The 21,996-nt window shown below is 67.1% G+C and carries 21 protein-coding genes; 9 read left to right on the top strand and 12 right to left on the bottom strand.

All coding sequences use genetic code 11. From position 1 onward, the window contains the following. Positions 1-22: 22 nt before the first annotated feature. Both ACFVVM_RS20870 and ACFVVM_RS20865 read left to right on the top strand, forming a co-directional pair. Positions 23-754, top strand: coding sequence for a class I SAM-dependent methyltransferase (locus ACFVVM_RS20870; protein ID WP_387620625.1), 732 nt, complete (start codon positions 23-25; stop codon positions 752-754). Continuing rightward, on the top strand, positions 741-1,763 hold the full coding sequence (locus ACFVVM_RS20865; protein WP_387620622.1) for a prenyltransferase: 1,023 nt from the start codon (positions 741-743) through the stop codon (positions 1,761-1,763). The genes ACFVVM_RS20870 and ACFVVM_RS20865 overlap by 14 nt, the downstream gene beginning before the upstream one ends. Before the next feature lie 4 nt (positions 1,764-1,767). Here the strand turns inward: ACFVVM_RS20865 and ACFVVM_RS20860 are convergent, their stop codons facing one another. Further along, on the bottom strand, positions 1,768-2,400 hold the full coding sequence (locus ACFVVM_RS20860) for a class I SAM-dependent methyltransferase (RefSeq protein WP_387620620.1): 633 nt from the start codon (positions 2,398-2,400) through the stop codon (positions 1,768-1,770). Between the two features lie 64 nt (positions 2,401-2,464). Here ACFVVM_RS20860 and ACFVVM_RS20855 point away from each other — a divergent pair, with 64 nt between their 5' ends. Further along, on the top strand, positions 2,465-2,611 hold the full coding sequence (locus tag ACFVVM_RS20855) for a DUF1059 domain-containing protein (RefSeq protein WP_387620617.1): 147 nt from the start codon (positions 2,465-2,467) through the stop codon (positions 2,609-2,611). A 6-nt stretch (positions 2,612-2,617) separates the two neighbouring features. On the opposite strand, the gene ACFVVM_RS20850 is transcribed toward ACFVVM_RS20855, so the two are convergent. Genes ACFVVM_RS20850 through ACFVVM_RS20810 form a run of 9 tightly spaced genes read right to left on the bottom strand, consistent with a single transcriptional unit; the run spans position 2,618 to position 11,063 of the window. Beyond that, complete coding sequence (locus tag ACFVVM_RS20850; protein ID WP_387620614.1) at positions 2,618-3,187, bottom strand: hypothetical protein; 570 nt, start codon at positions 3,185-3,187, stop codon at positions 2,618-2,620. 18 nt (positions 3,188-3,205) lie between these two features. After that, entirely contained in the window at positions 3,206-4,162 is a 957-nt protein-coding gene (locus ACFVVM_RS20845) for an MlaD family protein (RefSeq protein WP_387620612.1), read from the bottom strand. Continuing rightward, positions 4,159-5,193 carry an MlaD family protein gene (locus ACFVVM_RS20840; protein ID WP_387620609.1) on the bottom strand — a complete coding sequence of 345 codons (1,035 nt, stop codon included), beginning with the start codon at positions 5,191-5,193 and terminating at the stop codon, positions 4,159-4,161. Before ACFVVM_RS20840 ends, ACFVVM_RS20845 begins: the two co-directional genes overlap by 4 nt. Continuing rightward, on the bottom strand, positions 5,190-6,293 hold the full coding sequence (locus tag ACFVVM_RS20835; protein ID WP_387620607.1) for an MlaD family protein: 1,104 nt from the start codon (positions 6,291-6,293) through the stop codon (positions 5,190-5,192). Before ACFVVM_RS20835 ends, ACFVVM_RS20840 begins: the two co-directional genes overlap by 4 nt. Then, positions 6,293-7,288 (bottom strand): MlaD family protein, encoded by a 996-nt coding sequence (locus ACFVVM_RS20830; RefSeq protein WP_387620604.1) that lies wholly within the window; start codon positions 7,286-7,288, stop codon positions 6,293-6,295. The genes ACFVVM_RS20835 and ACFVVM_RS20830 overlap by 1 nt, the downstream gene beginning before the upstream one ends. Beyond that, the gene (locus ACFVVM_RS20825) at positions 7,285-8,283 is read right to left on the bottom strand and encodes an MlaD family protein (RefSeq protein WP_387620601.1); all 999 of its coding nucleotides are present in this window, start codon (positions 8,281-8,283) and stop codon (positions 7,285-7,287) included. Before ACFVVM_RS20825 ends, ACFVVM_RS20830 begins: the two co-directional genes overlap by 4 nt. Next, positions 8,283-9,326, bottom strand: a complete 1,044-nt coding sequence (locus ACFVVM_RS20820) for an MlaD family protein (protein ID WP_387620599.1) — start codon at positions 9,324-9,326, stop codon at positions 8,283-8,285. Before ACFVVM_RS20820 ends, ACFVVM_RS20825 begins: the two co-directional genes overlap by 1 nt. Before the next feature lie 4 nt (positions 9,327-9,330). Beyond that, positions 9,331-10,188: an ABC transporter permease gene (locus ACFVVM_RS20815; protein WP_387620596.1), complete on the bottom strand. Its 858-nt coding sequence runs from the start codon at positions 10,186-10,188 to the stop codon at positions 9,331-9,333. Next, positions 10,188-11,063, bottom strand: coding sequence for an MlaE family ABC transporter permease (locus ACFVVM_RS20810; protein ID WP_387620594.1), 876 nt, complete (start codon positions 11,061-11,063; stop codon positions 10,188-10,190). Before ACFVVM_RS20810 ends, ACFVVM_RS20815 begins: the two co-directional genes overlap by 1 nt. Before the next feature lie 220 nt (positions 11,064-11,283). On the opposite strand from ACFVVM_RS20810, the gene ACFVVM_RS20805 reads away from it, so the two are divergent. The 6 genes from ACFVVM_RS20805 to ACFVVM_RS20780 are packed head-to-tail and all read left to right on the top strand — an operon-like array spanning position 11,284 to position 16,948. Further along, positions 11,284-12,489 (top strand): cytochrome P450, encoded by a 1,206-nt coding sequence (locus ACFVVM_RS20805; protein WP_387620591.1) that lies wholly within the window; start codon positions 11,284-11,286, stop codon positions 12,487-12,489. Next, complete coding sequence (locus tag ACFVVM_RS20800; RefSeq protein ID WP_387620588.1) at positions 12,489-13,277, top strand: SDR family oxidoreductase; 789 nt, start codon at positions 12,489-12,491, stop codon at positions 13,275-13,277. The genes ACFVVM_RS20805 and ACFVVM_RS20800 overlap by 1 nt, the downstream gene beginning before the upstream one ends. Further along, positions 13,274-13,501: a ferredoxin gene (locus ACFVVM_RS20795; RefSeq protein ID WP_387620585.1), complete on the top strand. Its 228-nt coding sequence runs from the start codon at positions 13,274-13,276 to the stop codon at positions 13,499-13,501. The genes ACFVVM_RS20800 and ACFVVM_RS20795 overlap by 4 nt, the downstream gene beginning before the upstream one ends. Then, positions 13,501-14,052 (top strand): nuclear transport factor 2 family protein, encoded by a 552-nt coding sequence (locus ACFVVM_RS20790; RefSeq protein WP_387620583.1) that lies wholly within the window; start codon positions 13,501-13,503, stop codon positions 14,050-14,052. Before ACFVVM_RS20795 ends, ACFVVM_RS20790 begins: the two co-directional genes overlap by 1 nt. Positions 14,053-14,056: 4 nt before the next feature. Then, a complete protein-coding gene (locus ACFVVM_RS20785) occupies positions 14,057-15,295 on the top strand; it encodes a hypothetical protein (protein WP_387620580.1) in 1,239 nt (412 codons plus the stop codon). A gap of 24 nt (positions 15,296-15,319) precedes the next feature. Continuing rightward, positions 15,320-16,948, top strand: a complete 1,629-nt coding sequence (locus ACFVVM_RS20780; RefSeq protein ID WP_387620577.1) for an acyl-CoA synthetase — start codon at positions 15,320-15,322, stop codon at positions 16,946-16,948. On the opposite strand, the gene drmB is transcribed toward ACFVVM_RS20780, so the two are convergent. After that, on the bottom strand, positions 16,932-18,767 hold the full coding sequence (drmB, locus tag ACFVVM_RS20775; protein WP_387620574.1) for a DrmB family protein: 1,836 nt from the start codon (positions 18,765-18,767) through the stop codon (positions 16,932-16,934). The two genes, ACFVVM_RS20780 and drmB, sit on opposite strands and share 17 nt — an antisense overlap. Beyond that, positions 18,764-21,991 carry a helicase-related protein gene (locus tag ACFVVM_RS20770; protein WP_387620571.1) on the bottom strand — a complete coding sequence of 1,076 codons (3,228 nt, stop codon included), beginning with the start codon at positions 21,989-21,991 and terminating at the stop codon, positions 18,764-18,766. The genes drmB and ACFVVM_RS20770 overlap by 4 nt, the downstream gene beginning before the upstream one ends. Positions 21,992-21,996: the final 5 nt, after the last annotated feature.

The following is a 21,996-nucleotide window of genomic DNA, read 5'->3' as shown; positions in this document are numbered from 1 at the left end:
CCTCGTCCCACCAGGAGGCACCGTGCTGACCGTCGACTTCGACCGCTTGGGCGTCGGCCCCGGGTCACGGGTGATCGACATCGGCTGCGGCGCGGGCAGGCACTCCTTCGAGGCCTACCGCCGGGGCGCCGACATCGTCGCCTTCGACCAGAACGCCGAGGACCTGTCGGGGGTGACCGCCATGTTCGAGGCCATGGCCGACGCGTGCGAGGCACCCGAGTACGCCAAGGCCGAGACCGTGCGCGGTGACGCCCTCGATCTGCCCTACGGTGACGGCGAATTCGACGTGGTCATCGCCTCGGAGATCCTCGAACACATCCCGCAGGACAACCGGGCCATCGCCGAACTGACCCGGGTGCTCAAACCCGGTGGCGCACTGGCGGTCACGGTGCCACGCTGGCTGCCCGAACGTCTGTGCTGGGCGCTCTCGGACGAGTACCACGCCAACGAGGGCGGCCACGTGCGCATCTACCGCGCCGACGAACTGCGCGACAAGATCACCGCGCGGGGCCTGCGCTACGACCATCAGGACTTCGCACACGCCCTGCACTCACCGTTCTGGTGGCTGAAATGCGCGGTGGGCGTGCGCGACGACAACCATCCGCTGGTGAGCGCCTATCACCGCCTGCTGGTGTGGGACATGATGTCCGCGCCCACACTCACCCGCACCGCCGAACGGCTGCTGAACCCCCTGGTCGGCAAGTCCGTCGCCCTCTACTTCACGAAACCGGTGGTGCGCGGTGCTGTCCGCTGACCTACCGGCCGTTCCCGGCATCCTGTCCGCCCGCGAGCTGCGCCGCACGGCCGAATCCATTGCCGCCGCACAGGAACCCGACGGCGCGATCCCCTGGTTCACCGGTGGCCACACCGACCCGTGGGACCACATCGAATCCGCGATGGCACTGACCGTCGCCGGCCTGTGGGACCAGGCCCGCGACGCCTACATCTGGTCGGCGAAATCCCAGCGCGACGACGGCTCGTGGCCGATGCAGCTGCGCGAGGGCGTGATCGAGAACCACGACGCCGACACCAATTTCTGCGCCTACCTCGCCACCGGCGTGCTGCACGCCCTCACGATCACCGGCGACACCGGGTTCGCCGCCGAACTCTGGCCGACGGTCCGCGCCGGAATCGATTTCGTCCTCGGCCTGCAATTGGGCAGCCACGGCGAGATCCACTGGTCCGCCAACGAATCCGGGTCCTCGGGCGAGGCCCTGCTGACCGGCTGCTCGAGCATCTTCCACAGCCTCGGCTGCGCGGTGACCCTCGCCGAGCGGGTGGGCGATCCGCGCCCGGACTGGGCGGCCGCCCGCGACCGGCTCGGCCACGCCCTGCGCCGGCACCCAGAAGCCTTCCTGGACAAGAGCCGCTACTCGATGGACTGGTACTACCCCGTCCTCGGCGGTGCCGTCCGTGGCGCGGCGGCACACGACCGGATCGCCCGGCACTGGGACGAATTCGTCGTCGCCGACCTCGGCATCCGCTGCGTGTCCGACGCACCGTGGGTCACCGGCGCGGAGACCTGTGAGCTCGTGCTCGCCCTGGACGCCATCGGCGACACCCGCGCCGCCACCGAGCTGTTCGGCGCCATGCAGCATCTGCGCGAGACCGACGGATCCTATTGGACCGGACTGGTTTTCACCGATGGCAAACGCTGGCCGGAGGAACGCACCACCTGGACCGCGGCGGCCGTCGTCCTCGCCGCCGACGCCCTGTCCCGCACCACCGCGGGCAACGGCATCTTCCGCGAGCTCCCCCGCTGACCGCTCACCCGCAGGCGGCGGTGCGCTGCAGGATGCGCAGCGAGCCGGTGACCGAGAGTTCGCGGAACTTTCCGCTGTCGAGCGCGCGGCGATAGATGTTGAACGGCGCGCGACCACCGTCGGCGGGATCGGGGAAGACATCGTGAATGGCCAGCAGTCCACCGCCCGCCACCCAGTGCACCCAGTTGTCGTAGTCGCGCTGGGCGGCCTCCTCGGTGTGCCCGCCGTCGACGAACAGCATGCGCAGCGGTGTCCGCCAGATGCGGGCCGCGGCGCTGGAGGAGCCGACGATCGCGGTCACCGTGTCGGTGAGGCCGGCACGAATCATGGTGCGCCGGAATGCGGTCAGGGTGTCGAAGACGCCGGTCACGGGGTCGATCAGGGTGGTGTCGTGGTACTCCCAGCCCGGCTGGTGCTCCTCCGAGCCGCGGTGGTGGTCCACGGTGACCACACCGGCGCCGGTTTCGCGGGCGGCGGCACCGAGATACACGGTCGACTTGCCGCAGTAGGTACCGATCTCCAGGATGGTCCCATCGCCCGCGTACTCGCGGGCGGCGGTGTAGAGCGCGTGTCCTTCTTCGGGCGGCATGAATCCGACCGTCTGTTCGGCCAGTGCGAACAGATCGTCAGCTCCCATGCGGGCCACGGTAACACACGAACTGGAATACAATCCGGACTACTGTCCAGACAAGGAGAAGACGATGAAGACTCGCCTCAACTGCCCGTGCGGCGTCACCATTCAGGCCACCAACGAGGACGATCTGGTCGAGCAGACCAAGGCGCACCTGGCCGAGAACCACCCCGGTCACGACTACACCCGCGACGAGATCCTCTTCATCGCCTACTGAAGGTGGCTACTTGGTCGGCAGCGCGTTCTGGATGCCACCCACCTCGGTGATCTGCCAGTCGGCGCCACGATCGACGGTGAGCGAATAGGTGACGGTCGACCGCGTTCCATCGGGCGTCTGCGCACTGGTGGAGACCACATCGAAGTACGCGTTGACCTTGTAGATGCCGCCGCTCTCCGACGTCACGGTCGCCGAGAGCGGCGTCGCGGTCGACGTCCACTGCAGGGGCAGCAGGATCTGCTCCAATTGCGGTGCGGTGGCATCGAATTTCGCGGCCAGCTGCGGCGTGGTGCCGGCCCGCAGCCGGGTGAACCACGCCTGCACATCGCGATAGTCGATGGTGGACGCGCCGACGCCGTAATCGGTGGCGATCTGCTCGACATGCCTGGCATCGGCCTCGCGCTCCTCGCGCTCGGCGAGCGTCGCGTTCACCGCGAAATACAGTGCGGCGAAAGTGATCACCGCGGCAACGAGGACGCCGATCGTGGCGGTGATCAGGACGGTCGAGAGTCGCACGGACACCGTGCGCGGCGACGGTTCGTCGGCGTCGGTCGTGGTGGCTGCTTCGGTGCTCATGGTCTGTCCTTCGTCCGGCTATTTGACGCCGATGCGGAAATGCACTGTGCCCTCGGCGTCCACGCTCTGCAGGGCTTGGTCGATCAGGGTGCTGATGTCGATGGCCGGACTACGCCGCACCGCGTCGGTGACCACCGGACCGAGGATCTGTCCCAGCGGGGCGATGCCCGGCCCGATCTCCTCGATCAGGGTGGTGAGCTCGGCGAGAAAGGGGACGAGGCCGTCGCCGGTGAAGTAGTCGGGCACCGGACGGCTCTCGACCAGCGCCGATCCCGATTCGACGATCGCGTTCAGCGTCACGCCGAACTCGCCGAACAGCGGGCCCGCCGTGCCGAGCGACGGGCCGAGCCAGGCCATGTCGCCGCCGAGGGCCTGCACGTCGGTGAAGAGTTGCCGGACGGCTTCGGTGCGGCTGAGCAGGGTGGCCGCGAGCAGCGTCGATGACCGCTGCAGGGTCTGCATCGCGGCGTCGGTTCCGGCGAGGGCGCGGTCGAAGGTGTCGACCAGGCGGGCGATCGCCTCTGGGTGGATCTGATCGAGCAGCTCCACCAGCCGGGCCGAGAGCGCCGTGACGGTCATCGGCAGGTGGACCCGGTTCGCGTCGACGACCTGGCCGTCGGCCAGATACGGGCCCGCGTCGCTGGTCGGCGCGAAGGCCACATAGGGCTCGCCGAGGGCCGAAAGCTGTTCGATCCGAACATCACTGGACACCGGGAGCTGGTAGCGGTCGTCGATCCGCAGCCGGACGAGCACACCGTCGGCTTGTTTGCGCACCGACTCGGTCCGGCCGACCCGCACACCGGCCAGCAGCACCGGCGAATTCGGACCGAGCCCACCCGAATTCGCCAGGCGCAGGTCGACGGTGATGTACCCGATCCGCGGATCCAGCCGCAGCACCCCGAGCGACATGTACGTGACGCCGAAGACCAGTACTGCCGCGATCGCCGAGAGCGATACCACCGCACGAAGATTCATCGCACCAGACCGATCATCCGCAGGGTGTCGACGATGCGCGCGGTGTGCTCGCCCGTGGTGATCGGTGCGAGCCCGACCTCGACCACGTCGATCTTCGGGCCGTGGGCGGCATAGGGAACGAGCTCGGTGTTGATCAGATCGACGAGTGCCTTCATGTTCGAGGGCGATTCGGTGTCGAGGGGGTTGGCACCCAGCAGCATGGGAACCAGGGCCCGTGTGGTGTCGTCCAAGGAGGACAGCAGCGGCCCGAGCCACTGCGCGCTGGGCGCGACCGGGCCGAGCGCGGTCAGCACGAAGATGACGCCGATCTGCGCGTTCACCGCCTCGGTGGTGTGTTCGACGCCGTAGGGGGTGAGCAGTTCGTCGAGGATCGGCAGGTTGCGCCGCAGTCCTTCCTCGACGGTCGCCTCCATGCCGTCGAGCAGGGCGTCGACCGAGTGCAGATGCGCGCCGAGGTCGGCGAGGTCGGCGCCGAGCACCTCGGCGAGGCGGGCGGTGTCGCGCGGATCGTCGGGGAACACCCCGTTCATGGTGGCGACGATGTGCTGGAAGTCGGCCACCGCGCCACTGCCGACGAAGGTGGACAGTCCGGCCAGGATGTCCTCGATCGGCGGCGACTGGGTGGTGTCCGCGAGCGGGATGGTCGCGCCCGGCATCAGCTCGCCGGCTGTCGCGTCCATGGGTTCGCTCAGCGCGATGTGGACGTCACCGAGCGGCGTCTCCTGGCGCAATTCGGCGGTGGTGCCCACCGCGAGCCGCACCGACTGCCGGATGTCGACCTCGGCCACGACGTAGCCCGGGGTGGTGGCGACGGGATCGACGAGGGTGACCCCGGTGAGCACGCCGACCCGGACGCCGGCCGCGATCACCTTGGCGCCCTGCGGGAGATTGAGCACATCGGCGAACTCGATCCGCAGCGGATACGTCGGCCCGCCGACACCGGCACCCGGCACCGGCAGGTCGGCGGGCTGGAAGCCACATCCGGTGACGGCGATCAGCGCCGCGAGGAGCAGGAGGGCGGCTCGTCTCATCGGGCGCTCACCGCCCCGAGCAGGACGGGCAGGGCCGGAATCGTCATCGCCCCGTTCTCCGCTGCCTGACACTGCTGCCCGGTCACGACCAGCACGGCGGCGCACACCTGGTCGGCGTCCTGCTGGGCGAGTGCGAGTTTCGGTGGGGCGTAACCGATGGTCAGCGCTCCGCTCGCCGGGTCGACGGCACCGGCGAAGCCACTCGCGACGGCCGGTGTCATGGCGATGATGTCGGCGAGCGAACCCACGCCCGCCGCGATCATCCGCGACAGATCCGGCACCGAGTCCAGCGCACGCAGTGCGGGCGAGCCGAACATCATGATCACATCGTTGAGCTGGGGCAGCAGGTCCGACAGGGTGGCGACGATCTGGATGATCGGCGGGAACGCGATGGTGACGATGTCGTCGAAGGTCTGCGGCAGCCCGGTCACCGTGGTCTCCACCTGTGACCAGCCGCCGCGGGCCCGATGGGCGAGGGCGGCGAGCGCGTCGAGCAGCTGCCCGATGTGGCCGATCGCCTCATCGGGTGCGGCCAGTGCCCGGCTCAGCGCGACAATGATGTCGTTGATCTCCTCGCCCGTCCCCGCCGTCGCGCGATCGAGCGCGTCGATCCCGGCGCCGATGGCATTGCGCTGCACGGGATCTCCCGCACCGTTGAGCTGATCGGCGAGCGCGGCAAGCGCGTCGAAGGTCTGCGACAGACTCTTGGGCGTCAGCGTTTTGGTGATGCACTCGCTCGAATCCCAGCCCGGCCCAGCAGGTTCGGCGCCGATCAGGGCCAGCCGCCGATCGGCGATCAGGGTGTCGCTGACGGTCACCGCCCCGACATCGAGCGGCAGCCTGCGATCCGCGCGGACCAGGAACTCGACGCGCGCCGATGCCCCCTCGATGCTGATCCCCGTGACGCGCCCGACCTGCACGCCCATGACGGTGACCGCGCTGCCTTCGTAGAGCCCGATGCTGTCGGGCATTTCGGCGCAGTACCCACGCATCGCCGGACTCGGCGTGCTCAATCGCAGGCCGACCGCACCGGCGAGCACGAGGGTCAGCACCACCGCGGCCGACATCAGCCCGCGCGATCCCAGGATCCGCCGCCACATCAACAACCACCTCCCGGCAGCGGCACGCACACCGCGGGAAGCGGGATCGTCACACCGGACTGGTCGACATGCACCCCGCCACCCTCGGGCAGGAGCGGAAGCAGCCTTTCCAGCAGCGCGCGAACGGAACCCGACAGGGTGGTGAGCCGACCGCCGAGCTCTTCGAGTGCCGGAATCGCCTCGGCGAGTGGCCTGGCACGCTCGGCGAGCGAGTCGTCCCACGCCCGTCCGAGCGGCGTGACACCCCGCAGGACGACCGCCAGGTCACGCAGCGATTCCGCGACCTGCACCTTGTTGGTCTGGATGATCTGTTCGAGCGTGCCGAGGGTGAGGATCAGATCCGCCAGCACCTCGGCGTTCGCGTCGAGCGCGGTCAGATACTCGTCGGCGATGGCCAGGGTGCGGGAGATGTCGGCGTTCTGCTCGTCCAGGATCGTGACCACGTCCCCGGCCGCGCGCACCGCCGACCGCACGGCATCCGGGCTGCTGTCGATCGCGGTGGACAGGGCGGTGAGGTCGCGCCGGAAGAGGGTGCCGTCGATCCGGCGCACCGGCTGCACCGCGTCCTGGAAGGCCTGGGTCAGGTTGTAGGGCACGATGACTCGCTCCACGGGGATCACCTGGTCACCGAGCGGTGTCGTCCCGGCGGGGAGGACTGCCACGTAGTAGCCGCCGACGAAGGTCAGCATCCGAATGTCGAGGGTGGTCTGATCGCCGAGGAACGCGTCGTCGGTGACGGTGAATTCCATCCTGACCCGATCCGGCAGCAGGGTCAGCGCGGTCACCTTTCCGACGGGGATCCCCGCGAGACGCACGTCGTCACCGACGCGGACCGAACCCGCCTGGCTCATCTCGGCGGAATACGTGCGCTGCGCGGTCGTTCCGGTGACGTACACCGCGCCGATCGCGATCAGCAGCAGCACGGCCGCGCACAATCCCGCTATCCCCCAGCGCAATTCGTCAGCGTGCGAGTCGGTGGCCCGTCGGCGCGTCATCGGTGGCACAGCACGATCCCCTGTCCGGCGATGAGCACCCGCAGTGGTTCCGGTGCCGTGGCATCCCCCTGCGCGCAGGTGAGGTCGGGCCCGGTGGGCGGAATCGCCTGTGTCATCGCCTGAATGAGGCCGGGCAGGCTCTCGAACGCCGCGACCGCGTCGTAGGGATCGGGAAACGCCCGGCGGAGCGCGGCGTCGAGGTCGCGGCCGGGTTCGCCGGTGACCCCGAAGACGGCGAGCATGCTCCGCAGTGGTTGCAGCACACCGGGAATCCCGTTCGCGAAGTCGACGAGGCCGGGCAGCTTCTCGGTGATGGTGATGAACAGGTTGGTCAGATTGGTCAGCAGTGTCATCGCATTGCCCGACTTCCCGCCGAGGTGCTCGGCGACATCGGCGAGGTTGCCCGCCAGGGTCGAGAGCACCGCCTGCCGATCGGAGGCATAGCGGCTGAGCCGGTCGATGGCGCCCAACGCCTGCCCCAATCCGGTCCCCTCACCCTGGATCACCGCGAGGATGCTGGTCGCGAACCGATTCAGATCATCGGGGGCGAGTTCGGCCAGCACCGGCTGCAAACCCTTGAACAACCGGGTGATGTCGAAGTCCGGCACGGTCTCGGCGGTGCCGAAGATGGCGTCCGGATCACGCGGTCCCGCAGGGTGATCCGGCTGTTCGACGGCGAGATACCGGAAGCCGGTGAGGTTCTGGTAGCGGATGGCGATCATGGTGTTGGTGAACAGCGCCCGATCCCTGGTGACGGTGAACCGCACCCGGGCGAGCGCGCCGTCGAGTTCGACCGCACGCACCTTGCCGACCTGCACGCCGTAGAGGCGCACATCGTCACCGCCCCGCAGGCCGTTCGCATCGGTGAACAGTGCTGTGTAGGTGTGGGTTTCACCGTCGACCGGGCGCTCGATCACCCGCAGGACACCGGCCAGCACCACACCCATCAGGAGCGTCGCCGTGGCCACGCGCAGCAGCAGGGCAGATGTCGTCATCAGCGGCCACCCCCGAGCATCGCGCCCAGCGGTCCCGCCAGACCCGGCACCACGTCCAGCTCGATCCGGGCGGTGAGCACCGGGCCGTCGGGTGTCTCGCGAAAGGCGATGTCGAGGCGCGTGAGGAGTTCACTCAGCTGCTGGGCCGAGCGTTCCGGGGTGCTGACCGAACCGGCCAGCCGGTCGAGAACGAGGCCGATCATGGGCAGGATCTCCCCGAAATATCGTTCGGACGTGGTGAGCAGCTCGGTGACGGTCGGCAGCAGCTCGTACTGGATGCCGACGAACATCTCGCTGAACCGCCGGAGTTGGTCGGGTACCGCGAGGTACTTGTTCGTGTACTCCGCGTACAGCAGCGTCAGCGCGCCGGTCAGCATCGGCGGCAGACCGGTCAGCGCCGAACCGAACTGTTCGAACAGCACAGACGGCGGAAGCTGCCTGGTCTCCGCGTAGGAGCGGGCGGTGGTGCCGATGGCCTCCAGCAACGGGGTGAAGGCGGTGAGCTCACGGGAGAGAGTGCCGAGCAGCTCGACGAGTTTCGGGGTCAGCACCTCGTCGGTGAGGTCCCCGGTCGATTTCAGCAGGGCGGCCAGCGTCGCGTCGTGCACTCGGTCGGCCGCGCGACCGGTCAGGTCGACCGTCGATCCGTCGGCCAGCACCGCACCGCCCGCCGCCGGGTGCAGTTCGATGGCGCTGATGCCGAAGAGATTGCCCGGCGCGTAGTCGATGCGCAGCGCGTTCGTCAGGCCGAACAGCTCGGACCCGCTCAGCGTCAGTTCGAGGCGCTGCCGGTTTCGCCCCGCGGCGTCGATCGCGCTGACCGAGCCGACGCGCACACCGTCGAGCCGAACATCGGTGCCCTCCCCCACCCCCGCGCCGACCTCGCCGACCAGCAGCGCGACCCGGATCTCGTCGGCGGGCGCACTGTCGGGCACGATCCGCCAGGCGAGCACGCCGACCAGCGCGAGCACGACGGCGAGCGTGCCGAGGACACGGGCACGCCCAGGTCCCACTTCGGTTCCCGGCAGAGCGTAGGCAGGCATGGCATCACCCGGTGAACGTGACGGGAGATTGGAACCCCCACAGCAGGATCGTGGCGATCATGTCCAGCGCGATGATCGCCACCAGACTCGCCCGGATGGCCCGCCCGGAACCGATCCCGACGCCCTCGGGGCCGCCGGTCGCGAAATAGCCCTGATAGCAATGGATCAGCACCACCGCGATGGCGAACACCATCACCTTGACGGTCGCGGCGAAGACGTCCCAGCCGACCACGAACTGGTCGAAGTAGTGGTTGTACGTGCCGATCGGCGTCCCGTGGATCGTCGTCACGATGAACGCGCAGGAGAAGTAGCTCAGGATGAGCGCGACCACGAATGCCGGTGCGACGGCGATGATCCCGGCGATGACCCGGGTCGTCACGACGAACGGCACCGAGCGGATGCCGAGCGATTCCAGGGCGTCGATCTCCTCGGAGATGCGCATGGAGCCGATCTCCGCGGTCATCCGGCAGCCCGCCTGCGCGGCGAAACCGATCCCGGCCGCGATCGGCGCCAGCTCACGGGTCACGCCGAAGGCCGAGATGAGACCGCTGAGCTGACCGAGGGACAGCAGGTTCAGCGCGCTGAACGCCTCGATGCCGATCGACGCGCCCATGGCCGCGCCGAGCAGCAGCATCAGCGGCACCACGCCGCCGCCGATGATCACCGAGCCACGGCCCCAGGTCATGTCGGTCACCATCGTGACCGTCTGGCGCCGGTAGTGCACGAGCGTGTAGGGCACCGACCGGAGCACCTGCCAGCCGAAACCGATCGCGAAGCCGATCGACTCGACCGGGCGAAGGCCGCGGCGCCGGAGCCTGCCCAGCCACCGCAGCCCGGCGGGGTAGTAGGGAGCGGCGCTCATCAGGCCATCCTCACCGGGAAGAACATCGTGACCACCTGGGTGATCACCGTGTTGAGGACGACGGCCGCGGCGATCGACATCACCACGGCCGCATTGACCCCGTCGGCGACCCCGCGCGGTCCGCCCTTGGCCTCCAACCCGCGCTGACAGGCGATGACGACGACCAGGAAGCCGAACAGCAGCGCCTTGACCAGCGAGACCCACACATCGATCGGTGTGGTGAACGCCCCGAAGGACTGCCAGTAGCTGCCCGGGGTGACATCCAGCGCCGACACCGCCACCACGAACCCGGAACCGATCCCGATGACGATGATCAAGATGTTGAGCAGCGGCGCGACCAGCATCATGGCCGCGATGCGCGGCACCACCAGGCGCTGCACCGGGTCGACGCCCATCACCCGCAGCGCGTCGACCTCTTCGCGGATGGTCCGCGCGCCCAGGTCGGCCGCGATGGCGGCGGCGCCCGCGCCACCGAGCAGCATCGCGGTCGCCATCGGCGCGCCCTGCTTGATGACGCCGAGACCACCCGCCGCGCCGATCATCGAATCCGCGCCGAGTTCGGACACGATATTGCCGACCTGAGCGGACACGATGACGCCGAACGGGATGGCCATCAGAATGCTCGGCACCGCGGTGACCCTGATCAGGAACCAGGCCTGCGCGAGGGTTTCGTGAACCTGGAATCGCCCGCGAAGGGCGTCGCCGGTACCGAGCGAGATCGCCGCGGCGCCCATGCGCAGAGCGCGGCCGAAGGTCGCCACGCCGGCCCCGACGGTCTCGGCGAAGTTCCGGCGAAGCACGTGCCCGGCACCCGGGTCACCGGTGCCCGCCGCGTCCCCGGAATCCGGTGCGACTTCGCCGTATACCCCCGTCATGGCGGAGACCGTACCATATGATCTAGACCACATTCCAGACACTGGTCCAGTTTTCTGAACAGGCCGGGATTCGACGACAACGGCCGGTAGAAGGCAGAAAGCGTTGTATTGAACTTATGTCGGTGGTACCGTCCAGACACATGTCCAGCTACGTGTCTCCCTCTGGGTTCTCGGCCCCCGCCGCCGGCGGAGACGACCTATCGAAACCGGGGTGCTCGCGATGACCGACACCACTGTGGAGCCCGTGCATTTCGACCCGTACGACTACGGATTCCACGACGATCCCTATCCCACGTACCACCGCCTGCGCACCGAGGCGCCGCTCTACCACAATCCGGACCTCGATTTCTGGGCGCTGTCGCGGCATGCCGATGTGATCGCGGCGTTCCGCGACAGCAACCGGCTCTCCAGTGCCAACGGCGTTTCGCTCGATCCGGCGGCCTGGGGTCCGCACGCGCACCGGGTGATGTCGTTCCTGGCGATGGACGATCCCCGGCACATGCGGATGCGCAGGCTCGTCTTCCGGGGATTCACGCCGAAACGGGTGGCCGAGATGGAGGTCCGCATCCGCGAGATCACCCTGGAACATCTCGAGCCCGCCCTCGCGCGCGGCAGCTTCGACTGGATCGACGAGGTCGCGGGCAAGCTCCCGATGGACGTCATCTCCGAACTCATGGGCGTGCCGGAGTCCGACCGGGCCGAGATCCGCCGGCTGGCGGATCTGGTGGTGCATCGCGAGGAGGGCGTGCTCGACGTGCCCGTCGACGCGATCGAGGCATCGATTCAGCTGTTCGGCTACTACACCGACATGGTCGCCCAGCGCCGCGCGCAGCCCACCGACGATCTCACCTCGGCGCTGCTGGACGCCGAGATCGACGACGACACCCTCACCGACCACGAGATCATCGGCTTCATGTTCCTGATGGTCGTCGCCGGAAACGAGACCACCACCAAGCTTTTGGGTAACGCGCTCTACTGGGCCGGCGCCGATCCCGCCGAGTACGCGAAGGTCGTCGCCGAACCGGAGCTGGTCAGCGACTGGGTGGAGGAGACGCTGCGCTACGACACCTCCAGCCAGATCGTGGCCCGCACCGCGGCGGTCGACCTCGACTATCACGGCGGCACCATCCCGGCCGGGGCGAAGGTGCTGCTGCTGATCGGCTCGGCCAACCGCGATCCAGCGGCCTTCGACGACGGCGACAGCTACGTCATCGACCGCACCGGCGGCGCGGCGCTCGCCAGTTTCGGTGCGGGCGTGCACTTCTGCCTCGGCGCGCACCTGGCCCGCCTGGAGGCCACCATCGTGCTCGGCGAATTCGCCGCGCGGGTCCGGTCTTTCGACGTCGCCGCCGAGGGCATCGTCCGGGTGCACTCCACCAATGTCCGCGGCTTCGCCAAACTCCCGATCACAGTGGAGGTCAGCTAGTGCCCCGATTCGAACCCAACCCCGATCGTAGGCCCGCGCTGGTGGCGGGCGCGTCCTCCGGCATCGGCGCCGCGACCGCGCTCGCCCTGGCCCAGCTCGGTCATCCGGTGACCCTCGGCGCGCGCCGGGTCGAGTTGTGTGAGGAGATCGCCGCCAAGATCCGCGCGGGTGGCGGGGAAGCGTATGCCCACCGTCTCGATGTCACCGATGGCGCCTCGGTCGACGAGTTCGTGACGGCCGCCGAACGCACGCTCGGCCCAACCGAGATCCTCGTCTCCGGTGCGGGCGACATCGAGTTCTCCCTCGTCGGCGAGATGGACCCGGAACGCTTCCTCCACCAGGTGCAGGTCCATCTCGTCGGCGCGCAGCGGCTGGTCCATCGGGTGCTGCCCGGGATGACGGCCCGGCGGCGCGGCGACCTCGTGGTGATCAGCTCCGACTGCGCCGACAATCCCCGACCACGCTCCGGTGCCTACAGCGCCGCAAAGAACGGTCTCGAAGCGATGGTCGGCCAGTTGCGAATGGAATTGGAGGGCAGCGGAATTCGGGCCTCCCTGGTGCGCCCCGGCCCGACGCTGACCGGTATGGGCATGGACTCGACGCCCGAGATCGTCGGGCCGGTGCTGCAGGATTGGAAGGACTGGGGCCTCGCACGCCACCCCTACATGCTGCGCCCGCAACACCTCGCCGACGCGGTCGCGACCGTCGTCTCGATGCCGCGCGGCGCGCACATGGTGCTCGTCGAGGTGCAGCCCGAGGCGCCGCTGCGGGACCTGGACGCGTCATGAGGATCGTCGTCGACCTCGATCTGTGCCAGGGCCACGGGGTCTGCCAGGACGAGGCGCCCGCGGTCTTCACCGTGCCCAAACACGGCACCGTCCAGATCGTCGACCCCACCCCGGCGGCCGCGGAACACGAGGCCGTGGAGACCGCGATCCGCTACTGCCCCACCCGGGCACTGTCGTTCGCCGACGGTGGCGAACCCGACTCCGCTGTGAAAGGCACTGACTGATGGCAAGTTTCGAACGGGCCGAACTCGACGAGATGGTGCGGCGCTGGGTCGCGGAGAACAAACGCTGCGAGGAGAAGGGCGACTGGAAGCCCCTTGCCGAGATGTATACCACCGACGCCACCTACGGCTGGAACTACGGTCCCAAGCAGGAATTCATGTCCGTTGGCCGCGACGAGATCCGCGACTACGCCCTCGGACAGGAGATGCTCGGCCTCGAGGGCTGGACCTACCCGTACCAGGAATTCGTCATCGACGAGCGCAGCGGCACCGTCATCGGCTTCTGGAAACAGGTCAACGAGGGCACCCGCGCCGACGGCCGCCACTACTCCCCCGAGGGGATCGGCGGCAGCTGGTTCCGCTACGGCGGCGACTTCCAATGGTCCTGGCAGCGCGACTTCTTCGACTTCGGCAATGTCTCGGCGATGTTCCTCGACATGATCACCGACAACGCCCTCTCGCCCGGCATGCACCAGCGCATCGAGCGCTCGGTCTCGCGTGATCCGCTGCCCGGCTGGTACCGCATCGGCGAATCACCCGTCTCCCTGTGGTGATCCGATGAGTACGTTCGCGTCGCTGTCCCGCGACCAGCTGGCCGCCCTGGTCCCCGAGTTGCTGCTGTGCGGGCACCTCATCGACCGGTCCGGGATGGCGCACACCATCGCGGCGTTCGGCCGGGAGGGCATGACCGCGGTGGCCATCGAGGAATGGCAGCTGGCCAGCCCGGTCTACACCCGCCGCATGCAGCGAGCCCTGCGCTTCACCGGGGACAGCGTCGAAACCATCTTCAAGGGGCTGCAACTCGACATCGGCGCGCCGCCCCAGTTCATGGACTTCCGGTTCCGGATCGACGACCACGATCACGGCGAGTTCTGGCTCGATCACTGCGGCGCGCTGGCCGATGTGGAGCCGATGGGCGAGGAGTTCGTGGTGGCGATGTGCCACGACATCGAGGACCCCACCTTCGACGCGACCGCACTGGCCACCAATCCGCACGCCCAGGTGCGGCCGGTGCACCGTCCGCCGCGTCGGCCGGCTGATCGGACTCCGGTGTGCGCGTGGACGGTGGTGATCGATCCCACGAACGTCCCGCCCGCCGTCCCGGTCCATGCCGCACGCGTCGCGAATTCCGCTGCCGCGGGCTGGGAGTTGGCCGCGATCGATCCGGGCGAGCTGGGGCGGGCCGACTACGGCGGCCCACTGTTGAGCGATCTGCGCTTCAGCGACTTCTCCCACTCGGCCCTGCGGCGAATCGCCGACGAGATCTGCCTGCAGCAGCATCTGCTGACGCTCGGCTTCATGATCGCCATCACCGACCGCTCCGACGCGGCGACGGCTCTCGGGATCGGGCGCAAGCAGTTCGCCGGGATCGCGGGCCTGACCTCGGAGCGCATCCGGCGCTGCCTCGGCCTCGGTGACGATCCGGGCGCCCTCGCCACGGTGCTGCGTCTGCATCCGGCGCTGAATCCGCTCGGCTACACGGGAATCGGCATCTCGGAGGTGTCCTCCGTTGTGCGCCTTCGATTTCCGAACACCAGCGGAGCGCTCACCGACGGCGCTTGGCCGTCGATGCTGACACCCGAGGACCTGCGTCCGCTCGACGCCCTTGTCCGCGGGGTCAACCCGCGCTTCGTCGCCCAGGTCACCGCGACGGATCAGCACGGCTGGACCGTCGACATCGACCTCGCCGACCACCCGTTCCGCGAAGCGTCCGAGGTCGCGGTGACCCGTTTCAGCACCGGTGCCGGCTTCGCCTTCACCGACCGGGGAAAGCCCCTGCCGCTCACCGTCGTGTGAGCGCGCGTCGAGAGATGGATTGACATGGCCAACAACTTCGCCGACCTGTTCGAACACGCCGTCGACGCGATGCCCGACCGGATCGCGCTCCTGCAGCGCGATCGTCGAATGACGTTCCGGGAACTGGACATTCGCGCCAACCGGCTCGCCGATGCGCTGGCCGGAGTCGGTGTCGGCCACGGTACGCACGTCGGCTTCCAGCTGCACAACAGCATCGAGACCATGGAGACGCTGATCGCCTGCTTCAAGCTGGCCGCGGTCCCGATCAACATCAACTACCGGTACGGCCCGACCGAGCTGGCCTACGTCTACGGCAACGCCGATCTCGAAGTGCTGCTGTACCACGCCTGTTACGAGGAGAACGTGCGCGCCGGCCTCGCGCTCGCACCCACCGTGCACCAATCGATCTGCGTCGACGACGACCGCTACCTCGGCGCCCCGGACACGGGCGCGCTGCGCTATGACCAGTTCGTCGCGGCGGGAAAGCCGTTCCGCCCCAAGGTCACCCGTACCGCCGACGACCTGTTCATGATGTACACCGGCGGCACCACCGGTATGCCCAAGGGCGTCATGTGGCGCCAGGAGGACATGTGGCGCGTCCTCGGCGGCGGCATCGACTTCTACAGCGGTGAACCGGTGCGCGACGAATACCAGCAGTCCGCGACCGGCGCGCAGGGCGTGCCCAGCATCTGGTTCGTCCTCCCCCCGCTGATCCACGCCGCCGCGATGATGCCCACCTTCAACGCCCTGTGGTCAGGCAACACCGTCCTGTTCGAACCACGCTTCGACCCAGCCGCGATATGGCAGGCCGTCGCCACCCACCATCCGCACATCATGGTCATCACCGGCGACGCCATGGCCCGCCCGCTCATGGACGCCTTCGACGCCGACCCCGTCGACGCCTCCTCCCTCCTCGTCATCGCCTCGGGAGCCGCCCTGCTGTCCCAACCGGTGAAGAACGCCCTGCTGGAGAAGTTCCCGACCTCGATGGTCTCGGACTCGATCGGCTCCTCCGAAACCGGTTTCGGCGGTATCGGTTTCGCCCAGAAGGACGACGACCCGGCCCGCGGACCACGAGTCCAAACCGGCCGCGGCGCGGTGGTCGTCGACGAGAACGGCCACCCCGTCGCCCCCGGCGAAGAGGGCTGGCTGGCCAAAACCGGCGCCGTCCCCCTCGGCTACTACAAGGACCCCGACCGCAGCGCCCGCCTGTTCAAATCCGTCGACGGCGCCCGCATCGTCGTCACCGACGACCGCGCCCGCGCCGAATCCGACGGCACCATCACCCTCATCGGCCGCGGCAACATGGTCATCAACACCGGCGGCGAAAAGGTCTTCCCCGAAGAGGTCGAAGCCGTCGTCAAATCCCACCCCGCGATCTACGACGCCGTCGTCATCGCCGTCCCCCACGACCGCTGGGGCCAACAGGTGGCCGCCATCATCTCCCTCACCCCCCACCACACCCTCGACCTCCCCACCCTCCACACCCACCTACGCCCCCACCTCGCCGGCTACAAAATCCCCAAACAAATCTGGATCGCCCCCACCATCTCCCGCTCCCCCAGCGGCAAACCCGACTACCGCTGGGCCAAGAACTACACCATCGACCACACCCCGACTGACCCATCTTCGCCAGCTATTCGTCGAGATTGAAGTACCCCGGTACACCGGATTCGGGTTCTCCTACCAACAGACCGCGATCCAAATAGCTGTTCATCGATTCACAGCTTGTCTCAGGCAACAGCACACACGCATGACATGCCGCCAAATTCAAGCTCTCAACGCCGCTAGCATCAGACTCCATGCACAAGGGGTCGTTCGAGCACCAGTGCGCCCTCGACAACGCTGATCGCACCGACAGTTCGAGCTTCTCGGGCTCACCCTGGGCGACCAATCCACCAAGACTGCCTGCGGAGTCGGTGGTGGCGGTGAAGATGAGAATGCCCGCCATGTCCCGATCGGTATAGATCCGTTCGCGCAGCGCTGATGCGGAGTACCCGCAGTCGAGACTCCATTCGATGATCAACGCGTGGGCAAGAGTATGGAGCAACAACTGTCGCGCGGTGACATGTGACTCTGGAACTGGCCCGGACCTGGACGACTTCCTCGCCCGTGCTTGCAGGACCGTTCGGTGATGCTTGCGGATCGACTCGGCCCGTGCGAGGACAGCCTGCTGGCTTTCCCACTCCTGCAGCCGCGATTCGGACAGCCGAACGAACACCCCTTCACCGGTGACTTCGATCGCGGGGAGCCACTCGGTGGACTGGTCCCGCAGATCACAGCGGCGGTTTTCCGCGTCGGCTTCGGAAGGCAGTTCACCACGAACGAACGCGGCCAGAGCACGCACTTCGCGAAGGCGTTTCACCAACATCGGCTGTTCGAGGTGCAGCGGGGCAAGTACGGACGAATCACCCCGCGGCTGCTCACACACGAACGGTTGCCAATCGGCTGAGTGCTTCTCGGGATTTCCCCGAATAAGCCGCTCGTACTCCTGTTTGCGCAGCGCGCTGGTGCGCTGGACAACCGGGAGGTCCTCGCTCACCGACGAATCGGCCTCGTCTGCAGCTGCGATCACCTCGAGAACGTCGTCGATGGTCGCGCCAACCTGGTCGAGGACACCAGAACGGTCGGCGAGATAGATACGAACGTACTCAGCTTCTTTTCCGAGTAGCCGATGCTTCTCCACAAGTGCATGGACGCCTTCGCCCCACGGCGGAATCGACAGGGCACTCTGCACTATCGGATGCCATACCGAAGATGAGCCGCGCTGCATTGTCTTCGGTTCTTCATCGCATCCTTCAGTGCTGCCGCCGCTGAGCCATGGGCGCGATCCGCTGCACTGGTACCCGATCTGCTGAAGTGCGCGCTTGCTGAACGCACCCTCCATCGACACCTCGGGCACACCACAGCTGCATCGAATGCGGATCGCGCGTAGCGAGGCACTCGCGCCGACCGTGCGCATGCTCAAGGCGCAGCTGCCAGCGCCTCGTTCACGGTCGGCTCCGCGATGTACCCATTCCCAGTACGGAAAGTCGTCGATGTGTCCGTTGTCGCAGACCACGACGAAACGAGACGGTACCAACTTCTCTTTGCCGCAATCGAGGCACACGGCTTCGTTGGGCGGGGAGTTGAACTTTCTGAATCGGAGGAGTTGCTCACACTTCGAACACGAATAGTATTCCGGGAAGCGATGCACACGAACCCCGTCGTGCGCTTCGTCCGGATCCTTCGCCGGTGGCAGCCGGAAGTGGTCTACGCCCAACAGCTGGGCGAGCCGGCGTTCGAAGATCTTCGGCGCGTCATGAGCACCCCACGAATCGTGGGCGGCGACAATGAACGACTCGTTCTCGACGGCGATCATCGCACCGACGCCGTATGTGGTCACCAGTTGGGAGCGCCTGGCCTGTCCCAGCTTTCGCAGGACGCCACCTGTGGTACCGCCGGTCCGTTTCCGTCGTGTCGGCGGCGTCATCGTCGACCACCGCCTGCCTTCAGGAACAGTGTGGCCTCGGCATCGACATCACGTAGGCTCCACGGCGTCGGCCAGCCGTCTTCCTCGTCGTATTCATCGCCTTCGGACTCGTCACCGATACTGACCAACAATGCGGGGCTGCCCTTCTTCGCTCTGTAGCGCAGATTCGGGAACATTTCGGCTTGATCGCACCACCAATCGAGGAATTCCGCACACGCGCGCTCGGTTGCCGCCTTCTCCTCGGGCGATACCACTTCCACCCGGTCGATGATTGCGGGGACGACGGTTTGCCTGATGTTGTCGACGAAATCGGCCACGTCGGCCGCCGAGGTGTCGTCCCGCGCACCGGGCACCATCAGCCTCGTCAACGCAACGATCACCGCATGCAGCGCACGGTCGCGGGAGCGAGCAGAGAACGGTGTGACACTGGTCGATTCGACTTCGCGGTACAGCGCGGAGTGGAAAGTCTGAAACGACTCGTAGTGCGACCTGTCCCGCGAACGGGCAGAGTTCAACATGATGGCGACCAATCCTGGATACCTGCGTCCGACCCGGCTGGTTGCCTGGATGTATTCAGCCGTTGTCTGTGGTTGCCCCATCACTGCCATGAGTCCGAGCCGGTCGATGTCGACGCCCACGGAGATCATGTTCGTGGCGAGCAATACGTCCACTACAGTGTCTTCCGGCAGGGCCCGCTCCAGGGCTTTGAGATACTCGCTGATCTTCGTGGCATCGGCCCGACTGCTCAGTTCGAGCACCTCGGTACCGACGGCCCGATCGTTCGATTCGCCTGCACCTTCGGCAAGGGCTTTGATCCGCTCGGCGACATCGCCGTACACCTGTAGCTCGGCCGCCGACAGCAGGCGAAGGCTGTTGAAGTAGCCGACCAGCGTCCAGTATGCGTCAAGTGTCTGGTCGTCTACGACTCCACGAGCCTGGAATGCGCGAAACAGTATTGCGGCATACGTCCGAACCAGCAGAGTTGCCTGACTTCCATGTGCCGAGAACAGACCGACATACCGACGGCTGGCTTTCACCTCGCGCGGAGACTCCACAGCGAACCACGAATCACGAGAATCCAGGCCGGCAGGCGGGAACTGCGCAACGTGTCGATCGAACAGGGCAGCGACCTGACCGGAGGCCCGACGGATCGTCGCCGTCGAGGCGATCACCTTCGGCTTGCTCGCCAGAATATCGATGGCAGTCTCGTAGAGCCCCGTGAGCGTCCCCAACGGCCCCGAGATGAGGTGCAGCTCGTCCTGGACGATGAGGTCCGGGGGCAAGGCCGACTGCCGATCCCGATTGAACAGATTGAGCGTGTCCGGGTTCCACGGTAAGGCTGCGAACTTGTCGACTGTCGAGATGATCAGCGTGGGGTGGGCGTCGTAGACCGCTTGATCGACGAGATGCACGGGCAGCCCGGTGTCCCCATGGAAATCACAGTGTGGGGACGGGCAGTGCACATACATTCGGCAGCCGTCTTCGTCGACCGTATAGTTCCGCGCATCCAGTGGTTCGCCACACCACGGGCACGAGCGCAATTGCACCGGGTTGTTCTTCCGCAAAGGGGTTCCCGGGCTGCTCCGCAATTCGTCCAGCTTCTGCGCGGCGACCTTCAGCAGATTTGGGGTGGCCGATTGTCCGACCCACATACCGATGGAGATCGGATCCCCGCCGAGTGCCGTGTTCTGCGCCCGAAGCAATTCCATCGCGCAGATGAGGGTTGTCGCACGTTCGAACTGCTGCAGCGTGAGCAACCGCAGCGTGTAGCGCATGATCACGGTGACGCCCGAGCCCGCGTCGCCGTGCCGCATTCGGCGAAGGAAGGTGCTGAATGCGATCAGCCCGAGGTAGGCCTCAGTTTTTCCACCGCCGGTCGGGAACCACAACAGATCCGCGATGTCCCGGTCCGGATGGCCCGGATCGACGATGCCGCGCAAGCTCAACAACATGAAGGTGATCTGGAACGGGCGCCATTTCCCGATAGCGAGATCGACCTCGCCGGTGCGCCCGTTCTTTACCCACACGGTCCGCGCACGCTGCATGGCCATCGCGCGGTTGGCGGCGCGGAACGCGTCGAAGATCTGATCATCGTCGGGGCGAGCCAGCACCGATACTCCGTCCCGCATGCGAGCCAACGCAGTCGTGCACAGTTCGAGCTGTTCGAAGCCTGCGGTGCGCATCTCGGGGTCGGCCACCGCGGCGAGCTCGCGGCGCCGATCGTCGATCCACTGTTCGTAGCCGTCGAGTAGAGCGTGCAGATCGGCAATGACCTGTACCCGCTCGCGGGTGGCCAATCCGAGCATACCGAGTGATCGGTCGTCGATCTCGGGATTCGAATCGGTAAGCAGGACGTCGTAACTCGGGATGAAGTCCGACCGTACTTCGGCCACGGCCGCCCGTTCTTGGCGGGCTTCGGCACGAATCGGCGGCGGAGTCCAGTCCCAGACGGCGGAACAACCGTGACCGACTGCGAAAGAGGGAGCGTGTCTGTGCAGAAGGCGGCTCAGCCGGAGTTCCTCATCGTGGAATTCGCGATGGGGAACCCGCTCCACGAACGGTCGGGTGCCTGTGGGCCCGTGCACAGTGATCATCGGCTGGAAAAAGCAGTACGCATCTTTGATGTCATGGTCGCCCACCCGGTGGGCGTTGACGAGGGTCGTCGTGACACTGACGGAACCATCGGCGCCTGGCTTGCGGACTCGAGTCCGCAGTTGTAGCCCGTCGGCGAGTTGGACCGTGACGATCGGGCCTGCGCGGCGGACGTCGATCGGCACATCAGCACAGCTGATCTGCTCACGGTGCCAACGCTCGTCCTGCTGCTCTACCGAACGTGCCTGTCCGCGTTTCGGATCGATGGCGTTGCCTGCGGAATCCTGTGGCAGATACCGCGCGATTTCGACTGATACGTACACGGTGGGCGCGACGACAGGGTCGACGGCGAATGTCAAGCCCATAGACGATGGCTGACGGGTGTTGGCCAGTGCCACCCCTGCCTCGGTGCCCTGTTCGATACTGTCACGTTTCACGATGTCGGGCTCCGGGACCACGACCTCGGCGCCTTCGGTGACGGTGATGCCGAGTGGAAAGAGCACGCCGGTCAGATAGGCGGTAACCGGTGCGTCTTCCTGCAAGGTCTCGGCCACGCCGCCTCGCGGCCCGAGCAGATCTCGGCGCAGCGCCTCCCGCAACTCGCCGCGAATTACATAGTGGTCGTCGAACATCGCTG

This window comes from Nocardia sp. NPDC058176, from assembly GCF_042883805.1.
In the GTDB taxonomy this organism is placed as follows: Bacteria; Actinomycetota; Actinomycetes; order Mycobacteriales; family Mycobacteriaceae; genus Nocardia.
Note: the sequence above shows the minus strand (reverse complement) of the source record. Positions and strands in the feature narration are given on the sequence as shown.